Origin of the sequence: Arenibacter aquaticus (assembly GCF_003957295.1) — a bacterium.
GTDB classification, from domain to species: domain Bacteria; phylum Bacteroidota; class Bacteroidia; order Flavobacteriales; family Flavobacteriaceae; genus Arenibacter; species Arenibacter aquaticus.
This window is the reverse complement of the sequence record NZ_RQPJ01000002.1, coordinates 228,446-242,853: the sequence shown is the minus strand read 5'-3', so window position 1 is coordinate 242,853 and position 14,408 is coordinate 228,446. Positions and strand designations below refer to the sequence as shown.

Annotated in this window: 12 protein-coding genes; 6 read left to right on the top strand and 6 right to left on the bottom strand. The window is 39.2% G+C overall.

Annotated features, from left to right (window positions below):
• The 5 genes from EHW67_RS03975 to EHW67_RS03955 all read left to right on the top strand — a co-directional run bounded on the left by EHW67_RS03975 (nt 1) and on the right by EHW67_RS03955 (nt 7,997).
• Entirely contained in the window at nt 1–1,251 is a 1,251-nt protein-coding gene (locus tag EHW67_RS03975; protein ID WP_126161066.1) for an efflux RND transporter periplasmic adaptor subunit, read from the top strand.
• A gap of 78 nt (nt 1,252–1,329) precedes the next feature.
• Nucleotides 1,330–2,025: an ABC transporter ATP-binding protein gene (locus tag EHW67_RS03970; protein ID WP_126161065.1), complete on the top strand. Its 696-nt coding sequence runs from the start codon at nt 1,330–1,332 to the stop codon at nt 2,023–2,025.
• Nucleotides 2,026–2,257: 232 nt separating this feature from the next.
• A complete protein-coding gene (locus EHW67_RS03965; protein ID WP_126161064.1) occupies nt 2,258–4,690 on the top strand; it encodes an ABC transporter permease in 2,433 nt (810 codons plus the stop codon).
• Nucleotides 4,691–4,882: 192 nt separating this feature from the next.
• Complete coding sequence (locus EHW67_RS03960) at nt 4,883–7,282, top strand: ABC transporter permease (RefSeq protein WP_126161063.1); 2,400 nt, start codon at nt 4,883–4,885, stop codon at nt 7,280–7,282.
• Between the two features lie 52 nt (nt 7,283–7,334).
• Nucleotides 7,335–7,997 carry an ABC transporter ATP-binding protein gene (locus EHW67_RS03955; RefSeq protein WP_126161062.1) on the top strand — a complete coding sequence of 221 codons (663 nt, stop codon included), beginning with the start codon at nt 7,335–7,337 and terminating at the stop codon, nt 7,995–7,997.
• A 206-nt stretch (nt 7,998–8,203) separates the two neighbouring features.
• Here EHW67_RS03955 and EHW67_RS03950 read toward each other — a convergent pair whose 3' ends face one another.
• The 6 genes from EHW67_RS03950 to EHW67_RS03920 form a co-directional block, all read right to left on the bottom strand.
• On the bottom strand, nt 8,204–8,827 hold the full coding sequence (locus EHW67_RS03950; RefSeq protein WP_126161061.1) for a hypothetical protein: 624 nt from the start codon (nt 8,825–8,827) through the stop codon (nt 8,204–8,206).
• Between the two features lie 81 nt (nt 8,828–8,908).
• Complete coding sequence (locus tag EHW67_RS03945; RefSeq protein WP_126161060.1) at nt 8,909–9,364, bottom strand: SRPBCC family protein; 456 nt, start codon at nt 9,362–9,364, stop codon at nt 8,909–8,911.
• Nucleotides 9,365–9,547: 183 nt separating this feature from the next.
• Nucleotides 9,548–10,090: a cupin domain-containing protein gene (locus EHW67_RS03940; protein ID WP_126161059.1), complete on the bottom strand. Its 543-nt coding sequence runs from the start codon at nt 10,088–10,090 to the stop codon at nt 9,548–9,550.
• Between the two features lie 87 nt (nt 10,091–10,177).
• A complete protein-coding gene (locus EHW67_RS03935; protein WP_238389839.1) occupies nt 10,178–10,846 on the bottom strand; it encodes a helix-turn-helix domain-containing protein in 669 nt (222 codons plus the stop codon).
• 671 nt (nt 10,847–11,517) lie between these two features.
• Complete coding sequence (locus EHW67_RS03925) at nt 11,518–12,492, bottom strand: nucleoside hydrolase (protein WP_126161057.1); 975 nt, start codon at nt 12,490–12,492, stop codon at nt 11,518–11,520.
• A gap of 18 nt (nt 12,493–12,510) precedes the next feature.
• Entirely contained in the window at nt 12,511–13,476 is a 966-nt protein-coding gene (locus EHW67_RS03920; RefSeq protein ID WP_126161056.1) for a hypothetical protein, read from the bottom strand.
• A gap of 450 nt (nt 13,477–13,926) precedes the next feature.
• Between EHW67_RS03920 and ppnP the strand changes: the two genes are divergently transcribed.
• On the top strand, nt 13,927–14,208 hold the full coding sequence (ppnP, locus tag EHW67_RS03915; protein WP_126161055.1) for a pyrimidine/purine nucleoside phosphorylase: 282 nt from the start codon (nt 13,927–13,929) through the stop codon (nt 14,206–14,208).
• Nucleotides 14,209–14,408 lie beyond the last annotated feature (200 nt).

The window sequence follows — 14,408 nt, the reverse complement described above, 5'->3', positions numbered from 1 at the left end:
ATGGATATACAATTAGAAAAAAAGAAAGGACTTCGACCAAAACACTATGGGTACATAGCTCTTGGTATATTACTGCTCTTTGTAGGTTGGAAAATGATAACCGGAAGTGGGGGAAGTACCTTTAGGACTGAAAAAGACAAATTGTCAATTTCGGAGGTAATCCAGGGCAAATTCGATGATTACATCACCATTAATGGGACGGTGGCGCCTATTGCTACTATTTATATGGATGCCTACGAAGGCGGGAGGGTTACTGAAAAATTGATTGAAGAAGGGGCCATGGTAAAACAAGGGGATATCATTCTAAAATTGGAGAACATAGGCCTTTACGAACAAATTTTGAATAGTGAAAGTAATTTGGCCTTAAAACAGAACGATCTTAGGTCTACGAAACTAACTTTCGACTCCAGACAGGTGGAAGGCAGAAAGTCATTGGCCAATGCGCAGTACGAACTCACCAAACTGAAGCGAAATTTTGAACAAAACCAAGAATTGTTCGATGACGAATTAATATCGAGGGAAGCGTATCTAATTTCAAAAGAAAACTATGAGCTTTCCAAAAAGCAATATGACATAGTTAAACTGCAGACCGAACATGACGATGAAATGCGCAGTACCTCATTGGCAGGTTTGGATACCGATTTGGAGCGTATGCGCAAGACATTGACCATGGTATACGAACGTCTGGACCATTTAAACGTAAGGGCGCCTGCAAATGGACAATTGGGTTTTTTGGATGCCGAAATAGGGCAGAATATAGGCCAAGGTGAACGTATTGGGCAGGTCAATGTGCTTACAGACTATAAGGTAGAGGCGGATATAGATGAGCATTATATAGATCGAGTGAAGCGCGACTTAAATGCCACTTTTGAACGGAATGGAACAGAGTATACCCTGAGGTTACGAAAGGTATATCCCGAAGTGCGAAATGGCAAGTTTAAGGTAGATTTGGTTTTTACAGGGAATAAGCCCAAAAATATTCGTGCGGGTCAAAGCTATAATATAAAACTACAATTGGGTGAATCCAGTGATGCCTTACTATTGCCCAAGGGGAGCTTTTTTCAAAGCACCGGGGGACAATGGATTTTTGTTGTGGATCCGGACAGCAATCAGGCCTTAAAACGAAATATAAGGATTGGAAAACAAAACTCCAGATACTACGAAGTATTGGAGGGACTGGAAAATGGGGAAAAAATTATTACCTCCAATTATGACCATTTTGGTGAGGCCGATCGTATAATTTTAAAATAAATTTAAAAAATACTTAGCCGAAACTGTCACAAATGGGCCGTTAAGGACGTCAACTATATAACGCATAATCCTTTTAGAATGATACAAATACAGAATCTTAAAAAAAGCTTTAGGACCGAAGAGGTAGAAACTTTGGCACTGAACAATGTTAGCCTCAAAGTTCAAGATGGGGAATTTGTTGCCATTATGGGACCTTCTGGCTGCGGGAAATCTACCTTGTTGAACATAATAGGTATGCTGGACAACCCAAGCTCGGGGAGTTACCAATTTGCAGGCCATGAGGTGGGACATTTAAAGGAGAATCAGCGTACCCAATTGCGCAAGGGCAATTTGGGCTTTGTCTTTCAAAGTTTTAATCTGATAGACGAACTCACGGTCTATGAAAATGTAGAATTACCGTTGATCTATCTTAAAATGAACAAGAGTGAGCGCAAGCAAAAGGTAATGGCCGTATTGGAACGGATGAAGATAGCGCACCGGGAGAAACATTTTCCCCAGCAACTTTCAGGGGGGCAGCAACAGCGAGTCGCTATTTCGAGGGCCGTTGTTACCAATCCAAAATTGATTTTAGCAGATGAGCCCACCGGAAATCTGGATTCCAAAAATGGGATAGAGGTAATGAAACTGTTGACAGAGTTGAACCAAGAGGGAACTACCATTGTAATGGTCACGCACTCGGACAGGGATTCGCACTATGCACACCGTGTGGTAAACCTTTTTGATGGACAAATTGCCACCGAAAGCCATAATAGGGCAGTGGGGGGCATGAGATAGACCTGCAAGGTGTTGTCCGCCATTTCGGTGGACCTCCTTGTAGGTCTTGGGTCTGGACGGGAAGGAATGTTGCCTGTTGATGAAAACCTATAAGGTTTTGGAAACCTTGCCGGTTAGGGCGGGGGTCAGGCGCACCAAGTTTAGGAAACCTTGCAGGTTAATTGGCGGAAGGAGTTTATTCATCAATATAAATAAGTACTGAATAATTTTCAGTGCCAAAAAAACACTAATCATGTTTAAAAATCACGTCAAAATAGCTTGGAGAAGTCTCAAAAGGCAACCTTTTTTTACCTTCCTGAATACTATCGGTCTGGCCATTGGTATGGCCGGTGGTTTGCTTATTTCGTTGTACATCTATGATGAGGTGAATTTTGATACGATGTTTAAGGATGCAGAACGTATTTATAGAATTGATGCCGATATTAAATTTGGAGGTACCGAGAGTAAATCCGCAGAAGTTTCAGCACCTATGGCTGCCGCCATGGAACGCGATTTTTCACAGGTGGAACTAACCACAAGATTTAGGGATTTAGGCAGTATGCTTCTTAGAAAGAGTAATGCGGAAGCAAACGTAAAAGAACAAGGTTCCACCTTTGTGGATGCTACCTTCTTTGAGATGTTCGGGCTGGATCTTTTGGAAGGGGATGTAAGAACTGCCCTAAAAGAACCCAATACCTTAGTACTGACCAGAACAGCCGCACTAAAACATTTTGGATTAAAAGACGCGTTAGGTCAAAAGTTATTGTTGAACAATACCGATACCTATACCGTAACAGGAGTAATAGAGGATATGTCAAAACGGTCATTCCTTAGAAATCACAATGTTTTTATGTCGATGGCCGGGAGTGAAGAGGCAAAAAATCAAGAATGGACAAGTCATAATTTCTTTACTTTTATTAAACTGAACCCCGAATCCGACATTGCAGATTTTCAGGAGCCATTACAGTCTATGCTTGGTACATATATAATGCCTTATGTACAGACTTTCTTGCCCGGTGCTACAGAAGAGCAATTGGTAGCCTCTGGTAATTATCTGAATTTTAGCACCACGCCCCTGAAAGATATACACCTCTATTCTGACAGGGATTACGAACTCAGTCAAAATAGCAGTATTCAAAATGTCTACATTTTATCTTTTATAGGCTTGTTCCTAATCATATTGGCCAGCGTTAATTTTATGAACCTATCAACGGCACAATCCCTTAAAAGGGCAAAAGAAGTGGGTATTCGTAAGACTTTGGGGTCGGACAAATCTGCCTTGATAAGACAATTTTTAACGGAATCAGGTTTAATTTCCTTTATCTCCCTATTGTTTGCCTTGGGTTTAGCAGCATTGGCAACACCTTACTTTAATGCGCTATCCGGCAAGTCAATTTCAATTCCATTTACCGATCCATTTTTTTGGACGGCTTTATTATTTGGAGCTGCAGTTTTGGCTTTTTTATCAGGGATGTATCCTGCTTTTTTCATGTCCCGTTTTGTACCCGTTAAAGTGCTTAAGGGGGCTGGCTCAACTAGTACTGGTGGCGGTAATATTAGAAGTTTCCTAGTTGTATTCCAATTTGCTATTTCAGTGTTCTTAATTGTAAGTACTTTGGTGGTCTTTATGCAATTGAAGTTTATTCAAAGTAAGGATTTGGGTTTTACAAAAGATCAGGTTTTGATAGTTGAAGATGTATATACTTTGGGAGAAAAAACTACTGCTTTTAAGGAAGAAGTTGCAAAACTGGGCCAAGTAGAAAATGCCACATTGAGCAGTTTTTTACCTACTCCATCTAGCCGAAGTAACACTTCCTTTTTTAAAGAAGGTGGTGCAACGGCAGAAAACTCCATCAACATGCAGATATGGAATATTGATCATAATTACATCCCCACTTTAAACATGGAGATCATAGAGGGAAGGAATTTTGACTCACAGTTTGCTACAGACTCCACCGCTATGTTGATCAACGAATCGGCCGCTGCCATTTTGGGCGTGCAGCCCGAAGAGGCTTTGGGGATGCGAATTATCCGCAATTTCGAAAATGGTACTTCTAATTATTTCACGATTATCGGTGTCGTCAAAAATTTTAATTATGAATCGCTTCGGGAAAATATTGGCGCCTTGAGCATGACCTTGGGTAGGTCTACGGGTGCTTTAGCGGTGAAACTTGAAGCAGGTGATTTTATGAACGCTATTACAAGTATTGAAGGGATTTGGAGCAAAGTGGCTCCGGGGCAACCATTTAGCTATCGATTTATGGAAGACTCCTTTAACACTACCTATAAGGCTGAACAGCAATTAGGGAGCATTTTTATGACATTTACTTTACTGTCTATTTTAATAGCATGCCTGGGGCTGTTTGGCCTAGCAGCCTTTAATGCCCAAAAGCGTACCAAGGAGATTGGCATTCGAAAAGTATTGGGGGCAAGTGTTGGCCAAATAACCTATCGTCTAACTACCGACTTTTTAAAAATGGTAGGTATCGCCATTGCTGTTGCCCTACCCATAGGATGGTACCTAATGAACAGGTGGCTAGAGGATTTTACATATCGGATGGAAATTAGTTGGTGGGTGTTGGCCACGGCAGCATTAATTGCACTAACCATAGCAATACTTACGGTTAGCTATCAGAGTATAAAAGCTGCGATAGTGAACCCAGTGAAAAGTTTGCGAACAGAGTGAGACAGTAAACAGTGTACAATTGGCAGTAAACAATTAGCCATTAACAATGAGTTGAGGGCAGTGGGAATTAAAAAGTAAGCATATAGCAATATATCAACTAGTAATAAACACGGAACAATTGGCAGTTTTTGGGAACTGTGAATAGATAGGAAATGAAACGCATATCATCAATCAAATCAAATATTGAACAACATGTTTAAGAATTATCTAAAAATCGCCTGGAGGAACCTGTGGAACAATAAGGGATATACTGCCATAAATGTAGGTGGACTGGCCATGGGTATGGCCGTAACCCTTATCATAGGTCTATGGATCCAGGACGAGCTGTCTCACAACAATTATTTTTCCAAAAAGGAGAAGATTGCCCAGGTTTTTCAATCACAGACTTTTAATGGAAATACGAGTACAGGTCCAGCTATCCCTAGACCCTTAGAAAAGGCTTTAAGAGATGGTTATGCAGATAACTTCAAACATCTGGTCATGTCATCATGGAACATATCTAGATACTTAAAGTACAAGGGCAAAAGCATTTCCCAAACAGGTAACTTCATGCAGCGGGAGGCTCCGGAAATGTTGAATTTAAAGATACTGAAAGGGGAGAAAGACGGCTTGCGGGAGCTAAACTCAGTAATGCTGTCCGAATCGGTCGCCCATGCACTTTTTGGAGCCGAGGAACCCATTGGCAAGACCTTACAGGTTAACAATCAATATGATGTAATGGTGACTGCGGTATATGAGGATATTCCATTTAATAACTCTTTTCACGATGCAGAGTTCCTAATGTCTTGGGACAAAATGATCGCGACCCAAGAATGGATGAAAAATGCTGAGGATCAATGGGGAAACAACTCATTTCAGATGTTCGTTGAGATTACCAACAATACCACCATGGATAGGGTTACCAAGGCCATATTAAATGTGAAGAAAAACCTGAATGAAGATACGGCTGAGTACAACCCACAAATATTTCTCTTCCCTATGAAAGATTGGTACCTACGTGGTAATTTCGAAAACGGAAAGCAGTCTGGAGGGAGAATAAAATATGTATGGCTCTTCGGAATAATTGGGGTGTTCGTATTGCTTTTGGCCTGTATTAATTTTATGAACCTGAGCACGGCAAGATCGGAAAAAAGGGCGAAAGAAGTTGGGATAAGAAAATCCATAGGTTCACGAAGAAATCAATTGATCAATCAATTTTTGAGTGAATCTTTTATAGTGGTCCTATTTGCTTTTGTAGTGGCCATAGTAATTGTACTGCTGTGCTTAAACGGATTTAATGACCTTTCCAAAAAGGAGATTTCCTTTCCATGGGAAAATGGCATTTTTTGGTTGAGCTCGCTGGTCTTTATAGTGTTTACTGCCTTGGTATCGGGTAGTTATCCTGCATTGTATTTATCCTCTTTCAAACCTGTTGATGTTTTAAAGGGAACATTTAAAGCTGGGAAGTATGCCGGATTGCCAAGAAAAATATTGGTGGTACTACAATTTACGGTTTCAGTGGCTTTCATAATAGGTACCATAATCGTTATGCAACAGATCAATCATGCTAAAAACCGTCCTATTGGGTATAATAAGGAGGGATTGATTCAAATACCTACTTTCAGTCAAGATTTTGAAGGTAAATATGATTTAATGCGCAGTGAGTTTCTAAGCACGAACGCTGTAATTGAAATGTCGGCTTCCAGTAGCCCAACCACTGAGATCTGGTCCAATCGTAGTGGATTTGATTGGGAAGGCAAGCCCGAAGGTTTTCAGGAAGATTTGGCATGGACCGATGTAACTCCGGAATACGCCAAGTCTTTGGGGATGAAAATTGTAGAAGGCCGTGATTTTTCCAGAGAGTTCGCTTCCGATTCCAACGCCGTTTTGTTAAATCGGACTGCCGTAAAATATATGGGTATCAAGGATCCTGTTGGTAAGTTTTTAAGGGATGACAATGATGATGGGGGAGAACCTCCACTGAAAATTATTGGGGTAGTGGAAGATATGATCACACAATCACCTTATGAACCAGTTAAACAAGGGATTTATGTTTTTGACAAACATGGTAATTCCAGTTTCTATAATTTACGATTGAATCCTAATCAAAGTGCCAGTCAGAATATTGCCATCATAGAAGGGGTATTCAAAGAACACTTTCCAGATCTTCCTTTTGAGTATGATTTCGTGGATAGCGAATACGGGGCAAAATTTGCCTCAGAGGAACGGATTGGCACACTATCCGGAATTTTTACTGCTCTGGCCATATTAATCAGTTGTCTAGGTTTATTTGGGCTAACCTCCTTTGTTGCAGAGCAGCGCACCAAAGAAATTGGGGTACGGAAAGTGTTGGGGGCAACCGTGTTCAACGTTTGGGGTATGCTGTCAAAGGATTTCCTTAAACTGGTCATCATCTCTTGTTTTATAGCAATACCTATTGCCTATTATGTAATGAACGGTTGGTTGCAGGATTACCCTTATCACATGCTTCTTGAATGGTGGATTTTCGCCTTGGCCGTTTTCGGTGCCATGATGGTAACTGTTATTACCGTAAGTTTTCAAGCCATTAAAGCGGCGAATTCGAACCCTGTTAAAAGTTTGCGTACAGAGTGAATATTACAGATCAGGAGTAAGGGGGGGTGACATCAACTAAATAAATTACAATATGCTGCTACAATTAAACAACATTTTTAAATGGGTAAACTCAGGTGGGCAACGTGTCTTCCTGTTAAAGGATATAAATCTTACCGTGGAGGAAGGAGAGTTTATTTCGGTTATGGGACCCTCCGGTTCGGGGAAATCTACCTTGCTCAATGTCATTGGCATGTTGGACAATTTTGATGAGGGGAAATACTGTTTTATGGATGAGCCTGTTCATACCCTAAAAGAAAAACACCGTGCCAATTTGTACAAACAATATATAGGCTTTGTTTTTCAATCCTACCACTTGCTGGACGATCTTACCGTTCAGGAAAATCTGGAAATGCCCCTGCTTTATAAAAAAGTGCGCAACTCGGAACGGAAATCCTTAGTGGCCGATACCTTGGACCGATTTAATTTAGTAGGAAAGAAAGATTTGTTTCCTACACAGTTAAGCGGCGGACAACAACAATTGGTAGGTGTTGCAAGGGCATTAATTTCTTCTCCAAAACTTATTTTGGCCGATGAACCAACAGGGAATTTAAACTCTAAACAAGGGGAAGAGATCATGGAACTTTTTAAGCAATTAAATGAAGATGGTGTTACCATAATTCAGGTAACCCATTCAGAAAAAAATGCAACCTTTGGTTCGCGAATCATCAATCTTTTGGATGGTAGAAAATTATAGATAAAAAACAAGTAGCGTAAAGGAGCTGTATTTCATTCTTATAGCAATGTAGCTACACCGTATATATGTTGCATTTAAGGAAAACAGTGACATTATGGCTTGGGAAAGATGTACTCAAGTAATAGGAGTTTGTTATAGTTACAATCAGATGCATGGGGTCAAGTTTTCCTGCCCTGCATATTCATTTTTCAAAACAAAAAATTTATTTATCTCCTGATCTTCCTATGAACAACAGGAGCCACTAATTTAGGATTTGGAGGTACGGTGGTATGGTCAAATTCTTTTCGGGATTCAATCCCAAGTGCATCATAGGAGGAATGTACTAAATCCAAATAATTTTGATCGATGATGCATTTATCGATATCCGCTAAGGCGTTAAGCTCATACGTCGGTAAAGCCTTATAGGCATAAACCTTTCCATTTTCAAATTGGTATTCTGAAATTTGATGGGTGACATCTATCCTTTTATACCCTAGCTCAAAATCATCAAATACTGCCAATTCCTGAGGACTTACAAAAAATAGGCTGCAGTTTAGTTGTACCGCCTTATTTTCTATAATGTTTAAAAAGATAGTTTTCTCAAAGGGTATGTGTTGGTTGTTTTTAATAAAGAACGACTCATACTCCAAGTAGTCATCTTGTAGTATAGGGTCGTTGTTGGGACATGCGAAATTCCAGGCTCTTTGGAAGCCTTCCAAATGTACCTGATATATGGCACCATGGTATGGACTATTAAGAATATCTTGAATACTCTCCAAAGAGGTTAGCATTCCATAGCCGATCATTCCTACTTTCCCTCCTTTAATTTTTATGATAGACTTTTTGTTCATATAGTAGCGTTAAACTAATGTAAAACTAAAAAGAAGAGCTATTTATCATAAAGGCTTTTTGCGTGTATTTATTTGTTGGCATCAGAATATTTTCTTTAAAGCTTTGGTTCTATAATTAAATATCTCGTTGAGTTTTCCTTTTATAATCAGGTTATTGGCTATACTTCCCAAAACGCCCAGTGGAGGCTGGTAGCTAACTATGTCTGTCATTAAGGTTCCGTTTGGGGTGGATTCTATTATATGCTGATGGTGCCAAATTTTATAGGGACCAACCCTTTGCTCATCCACAAAATAGCTATTTTCCTTTAGGTGTGTAATTTCTGTTACCCAGGTGGTTTTAATGCCCAGCAAGGGAGAGACCTTGTAGCTAATGATCATGCCAGGATACATTTTGGAGGGTATGTCTTTGGAGGTAATATCAAAACCCATATAATCTGGGGTTATTTTTTTTAGATTGGCGGGGTTGGCAATAAACTCCCATACCTGTTCCAAAGTGGCATTGATTTCCTGTTTTCTTTTAAATTGATAAAATCCCATGCAATATTTTTTGTATAACAAAGGGTGTTGTTAATGACCGCTTTATCTGTTCCAATAATTATAAAGATAAGGCCATCCTAATTCATTTCCCAAATATAGTTTTAGCTATAGGACATTAAAATACTGAACAAAAAAGCCTTCCCTGAAAATGGGAAGGCTTTATATTAAATGTATTGATGAAATCTACACAAAGCTAATACCTTGCTTTGCACATATTGCTGCTACTTTTTCAAAATCTGGAGGGCCCTCTGGCAGTTCGGCCAGTTCTTGAAACATAAATTCTATCCCAGCGGGGAAAGCGGAGGTGATCATTTTGGCCTTTTCGGTTCCAACTACCTTCCAAGAATGTGGGATGTTTTTGGGAGCAAATGCCACATCGCCCTCATTTAAGACCGTGGTTTCTCCATCTATCATTATTTCTACTTGTCCCTTAATGACCCTAAATATTTCATCTTCACGGGTGTGAATATGTGGAGGTATGCCCACTCCAGGCTCTACATTATCTACCCATTCCACTATTTGGTTTCCCGTTTCGCTACCCACTAGTTTATGGGTTTGTATATCCCCAATTACATTTAAAACATTTCCTTCCTCGTCCTTGATAATCTTGGGTTCTGTTTTTAAGGAATAATCATTGGCGGCGGCCGACTGACATTGTACCATGCCAGGCATCATCATTATGCCCAAACCTATTCCAGAAGCTCTTATAAATTTTTTCCTGTCCATAATATTGTTTTTAGAATTAGCAAATTAGGCTAATACCTAAAGAATGGGAATGTGAAAAACTGGGTATATCCTTAGATTTTACAGCTTTTAGTTTTCTCTGAGCATGGATGGGGTAATTCCGGTGTGCTTTTTAAAAAAATAGCTGAAGTAATCCGGGGAGGAAAAGCCAAGCTCATAACAAATTTCCTTTATGGTTTTGTCCGTAAATTTTAATTCGTGACGGGAGCTCATTATGCGCTTTTCGGTAATAACGGCCTTTGCGTTAACACCAATGGTTTCTTTTATGCATTCATTTAAATAATTGTCCGAGACATTAAGCATTTCTGCATAGTCGCTAACCTTGTGGTTTACGGCAAAGCGCTGGTCTACCAGTTTTTTAAATTTATAGACGAGTGTCTTTTTTGCGTTATTTTCCGATATGACCGATTTGATATTGCACTGTCCATCACAGTAGACAAAAATGGTGTTCAATAAGGAGATAATGGCATCGTCCTTATGGTTAAGTTCAGACCCTATCAGCTCGTCCAACATTTCCAAAATAGACTGAATCCTTTTTTCAATCCCAGGGGAAAGGTTTATTTTGGGGATGGCATCCGACGCAAAAAGCCTAATTTCATTAATGTGAAGTTTGCTCAACAATGGATTGTCCAAGATGTCCTGGGACAAATACAAAATATACCCCGAGGATGAGGTTGTATTGTCCTTTATTAATTTCCAATCGATACTTGGATGCAGAAAAAAAATTGAATTTGACACGTTTTTGTAGGGAACTTTGTCAATTTCAAGTGATTTTACTCCGTTATGGATCCAAAAAACGGCATAATAACCATCCCTTGCATTAGAAGTGGTTTTGTTGGTTATACGCGATATTTTAATGCCTCCTGCATCCATATTTACTGCTGAGCGGGTTTTATTTGGTATAATAATGAATGGTATGGTTTTCCAATGAAGAATCCCATACTTAAATATGCGAAAACTTTGGGGGATTAGCAAGATTGGTAAGCGATATCTGTAAAGAATCCCTAGATTGGAATGGGATAGAGTAAGAATTATGATGATAGATTACTACTGGTCTTACCAAACAGCAAGCTCGTTCCCGGAAGGATCTGTAAAATGGAACCTAGGCCCCCTTGGGAAGGAAAAAATATCTTTGGTGATTTTTCCTTCCGCTTCCATAATTTTGTTTTTTATTGCATCCAGCTGACTGTGATGTAAAATTATCAAGGTGCCATTTATAATGGTGTCTTCGGTCTTTTAAAAACCTCCGCCCAATTCACTATTGGAAATAGCGGTATAAGTAGGACCGTAACCTGTAAAGTCCCAATCAAAACAATTGGTGTAAAACTGTTTAATGTTTTAAAGGATCTTTGTCTTAAATTCCACCTAATTGATATGCTTGTCATTAGCTTTTATTGAAGAGGTTTTTTTTAATTGGACTCTAGTTGCAGAATAAGATCGTCCATAGTTTTGGCAACGGTCTCCGGATCAACATTTTCCTTAATGGATATAAAGGCGTGTTTTTTACCTTTTTTGCTCTTTTTCCAATGCCATTTATTACTGCCATCTTGTTGTACAGAAACATAGCCATTGGTATTGATATTGAAAAATTTAGAAGTAGTATTGGGGTCCAAAAGCAGTACGGCAGCCTGATCCCATGCCGGTCTTCCCTTAAAATTATTGTATAGCTCATAACTGCGGTAAACCGGGTTGTTGGATTGTAATGCTGACTTTAAGTAATCTCCCCCGGTAATAATTTTATTTCCCAATTCCCAACCGCAAAAAATAACTTCCTTTTCCCAATTATCAAGGCAATATACTGTGGAGACTGGATCTGGACGATAAAAGTTGGCTTCCAGACCTTTTGGATAGGTACCTCCCATACAGAGCCATTTTTTTACTTTTTTGTTCACCAGTTGCTTTCCGCTGAGGGGCGATATACTGTCCGCTTCAGATTTCAACAAATTTTGAAGACTGCTTAAATGTCCAATTGTTACTATGATAACACTATTATCTTCACTCTGGGATAGGAGTTTTCGATATAGCACAGCAGCCTCGGTAGTTTCATCAATGGTCTTGATCGCATGTGGAAATTCGGCACTGATCTGCCTAGTGTATTTGGAAAAATTACTAAGATTCTTTTGTTGTTTCAAAAAACCGATAGGTATTTCCGCTGAGTCGTAAAAGGTGTTAATGGCATTGGCACATTTATAAGAGAAACTATCCGAACTGGTAACAATTACCCCAATTAGGTCTATAATGCCTTGTTTTGCGTAGGCATGTAGCATGGTCAAGGCCTGTACATCATCTACATCCGAGTCAATATCCGTATCAAGTATAACCTTGGTTTGTGCAACAGATTGTATGCTTAATAAAAGCAGGGGAAGCCATAGTAATGTTTTCATAAAAACAAATAGGTAGTTTTATTCTTGAACCGAAAATGTTTTTAACATGCCTTTTTGCACTGTATTGGGGACTTCCGAGATAAAGGCGTAATTGCCCGGTTCCAGATTCACTGTAAAATAGCCAGTGCTGCCAGTTGGACAGTCATTAACGCCTCCCAAAAAAGTAACTCCTTCCGGCGCTGGGGTGATAAGTCCTTTTGGATCTGCCCAATTCATCCATTGTTCAAGAGCCTCAAGGTTGGTGGTGTCCGCTAATTTAACCAAATTTACATCATGCCCTACAAAATTTTCATGTGTAATTTGGTCTTTAAATTCTACGGAAAATACTTGTTGGCCTTTGTTAATTGGGCCATTATAGTTAATACCTTCACTACTGGAAATGGTAATTTTTGTAGTGGCGTTAGGAGGTGAAGTGCTACTTTTTTGGTTGGATACTATGATTGGTTTGGCCATGCCCATCGAGGAATGAAATTTTCCATTGGGCATTTTTACGTAACATTCCATAATGTAGTATCCAGGTTCCAATTTAACAGTGGTAGTACTGTTCTTCTTTGGGGAGACCAGGCCAGATCCCCCTGAAAAGACTACTTCAAAAAACCAGGCAGGAAGATTGTTGAATTCTGCATAACCCGCTTCCGTTTTTCCTTCATTAATTAAATTCATTCCCTTGTCAAAGGGAGGAAAGACCTCATTTTTTGTGTCTTGGATCGTCTTGCCTTCGGGGTATTTGTCCAGTAAAAAGAAATGTGTTTCAGAAGATTTATTTTGATAATTAAATGTATTCCAACCATAGGGAATGGTATCGGGGCTTATAAAGTCCATTGCAGTTGTTGTGATTTGGACAATGTTGTCCTTTTTGACAACTAATTTCTCTTCCGATTTGGGTTTTTTGTCCGGTCCGCAACTGTGCAGTATGAAGGCTGTGATAATGAATATCTTAAACTCATTTCCGTGGCTTTTAAAGATGGGTTGAAGTGCTTTCATAGTTTTGTTTTTTTTATGTACATACTGTTAAGATTTAGCAGGCATTTCAGGAAAAAAATGGCACGCCAAGCTATAATCAAACCTATTCTTAGGGGGATCTTTTAACAGGTAGGAGGGAGTATTTAATTTAACAAAGTACGAATGTATATAGTGAAAAGCAAATGTTTAAACCAGAATGTAGAGAGTGTTAATGACATATGCTTTACCATAAAAATTGGAGCTTAAAAAGAGAAAATGTCTTTTCATTATTTTTTAAAAGAATAAATATTAGTGCATAAGGTTTATGGGTATAATAGCTTATAAGAAGTTAAAGGTGGTATTTTATTAAAAGCTGTTTGGATCATAAGGGTATGGAATATTGAAATATTTTTTGGATATAAAATATGGGGCCCATGACCAGACAAGACATCCTTTCTATATATTTGCGGCCTATCTAAAAAAGACTACACTATGATTTCTAGTAACGAATATTTTGATGGAACGGTAAAATCGCTAGGTTACATCTCAGCAACCGGAAAATCTACCATTGGGGTAATGGAGCCTGGGGAATATGAATTTAATACCTCTGCCAAAGAGACCATGAACGTGGTTGAGGGTGAACTCATAGCATTATTACCAGGTGAAACGGAATGGAAATCTTATAAAACGGGTGCGTTTTTTAAAGTGGGGGCCAATACTTCATTTAAGGTGAAATCTGTGGGCCAAACCGCTTATTTGTGTCAGTACGATTAATGGAGTAATTTTTTTCTTGACTATTATCTCTACTGTAAGTAGCGTTCTTAGGTGTTTTGTAATTACTTAAGGTTTTAATTTAGGAGGAACCAAAGCGCTTAGGGGTTTTTTAGGGCTTGGAAATTGGATACTAGTAAATCCGCAGTCCATAGCGAGTAAATATATAGGCCTTATTACCATGTAAGCGGGGGAAGGGAAAG

Excerpts from the sequence above, each read along its gene's own strand:
- EHW67_RS03975 (WP_126161066.1), top strand. The coding sequence starts at position 1 with ATGGATATACAATTAGAAAAAAAGAAAGGACTTCGACCAAAACACTAT.
- EHW67_RS03970 (WP_126161065.1), top strand. The coding sequence starts at position 1,330 with ATGATACAAATACAGAATCTTAAAAAAAGCTTTAGGACCGAAGAGGTA.
- EHW67_RS03965 (WP_126161064.1), top strand. The coding sequence starts at position 2,258 with ATGTTTAAAAATCACGTCAAAATAGCTTGGAGAAGTCTCAAAAGGCAA.
- EHW67_RS03960 (WP_126161063.1), top strand. The coding sequence starts at position 4,883 with ATGTTTAAGAATTATCTAAAAATCGCCTGGAGGAACCTGTGGAACAAT.
- EHW67_RS03955 (WP_126161062.1), top strand. The coding sequence starts at position 7,335 with ATGCTGCTACAATTAAACAACATTTTTAAATGGGTAAACTCAGGTGGG.
- EHW67_RS03950 (WP_126161061.1), bottom strand. The coding sequence starts at position 8,827 with ATGAACAAAAAGTCTATCATAAAAATTAAAGGAGGGAAAGTAGGAATG.
- EHW67_RS03945 (WP_126161060.1), bottom strand. The coding sequence starts at position 9,364 with ATGGGATTTTATCAATTTAAAAGAAAACAGGAAATCAATGCCACTTTG.
- EHW67_RS03940 (WP_126161059.1), bottom strand. The coding sequence starts at position 10,090 with ATGGACAGGAAAAAATTTATAAGAGCTTCTGGAATAGGTTTGGGCATA.
- EHW67_RS03925 (WP_126161057.1), bottom strand. The coding sequence starts at position 12,492 with ATGAAAACATTACTATGGCTTCCCCTGCTTTTATTAAGCATACAATCT.
- EHW67_RS03920 (WP_126161056.1), bottom strand. The coding sequence starts at position 13,476 with ATGAAAGCACTTCAACCCATCTTTAAAAGCCACGGAAATGAGTTTAAG.
- ppnP (WP_126161055.1), top strand. The coding sequence starts at position 13,927 with ATGATTTCTAGTAACGAATATTTTGATGGAACGGTAAAATCGCTAGGT.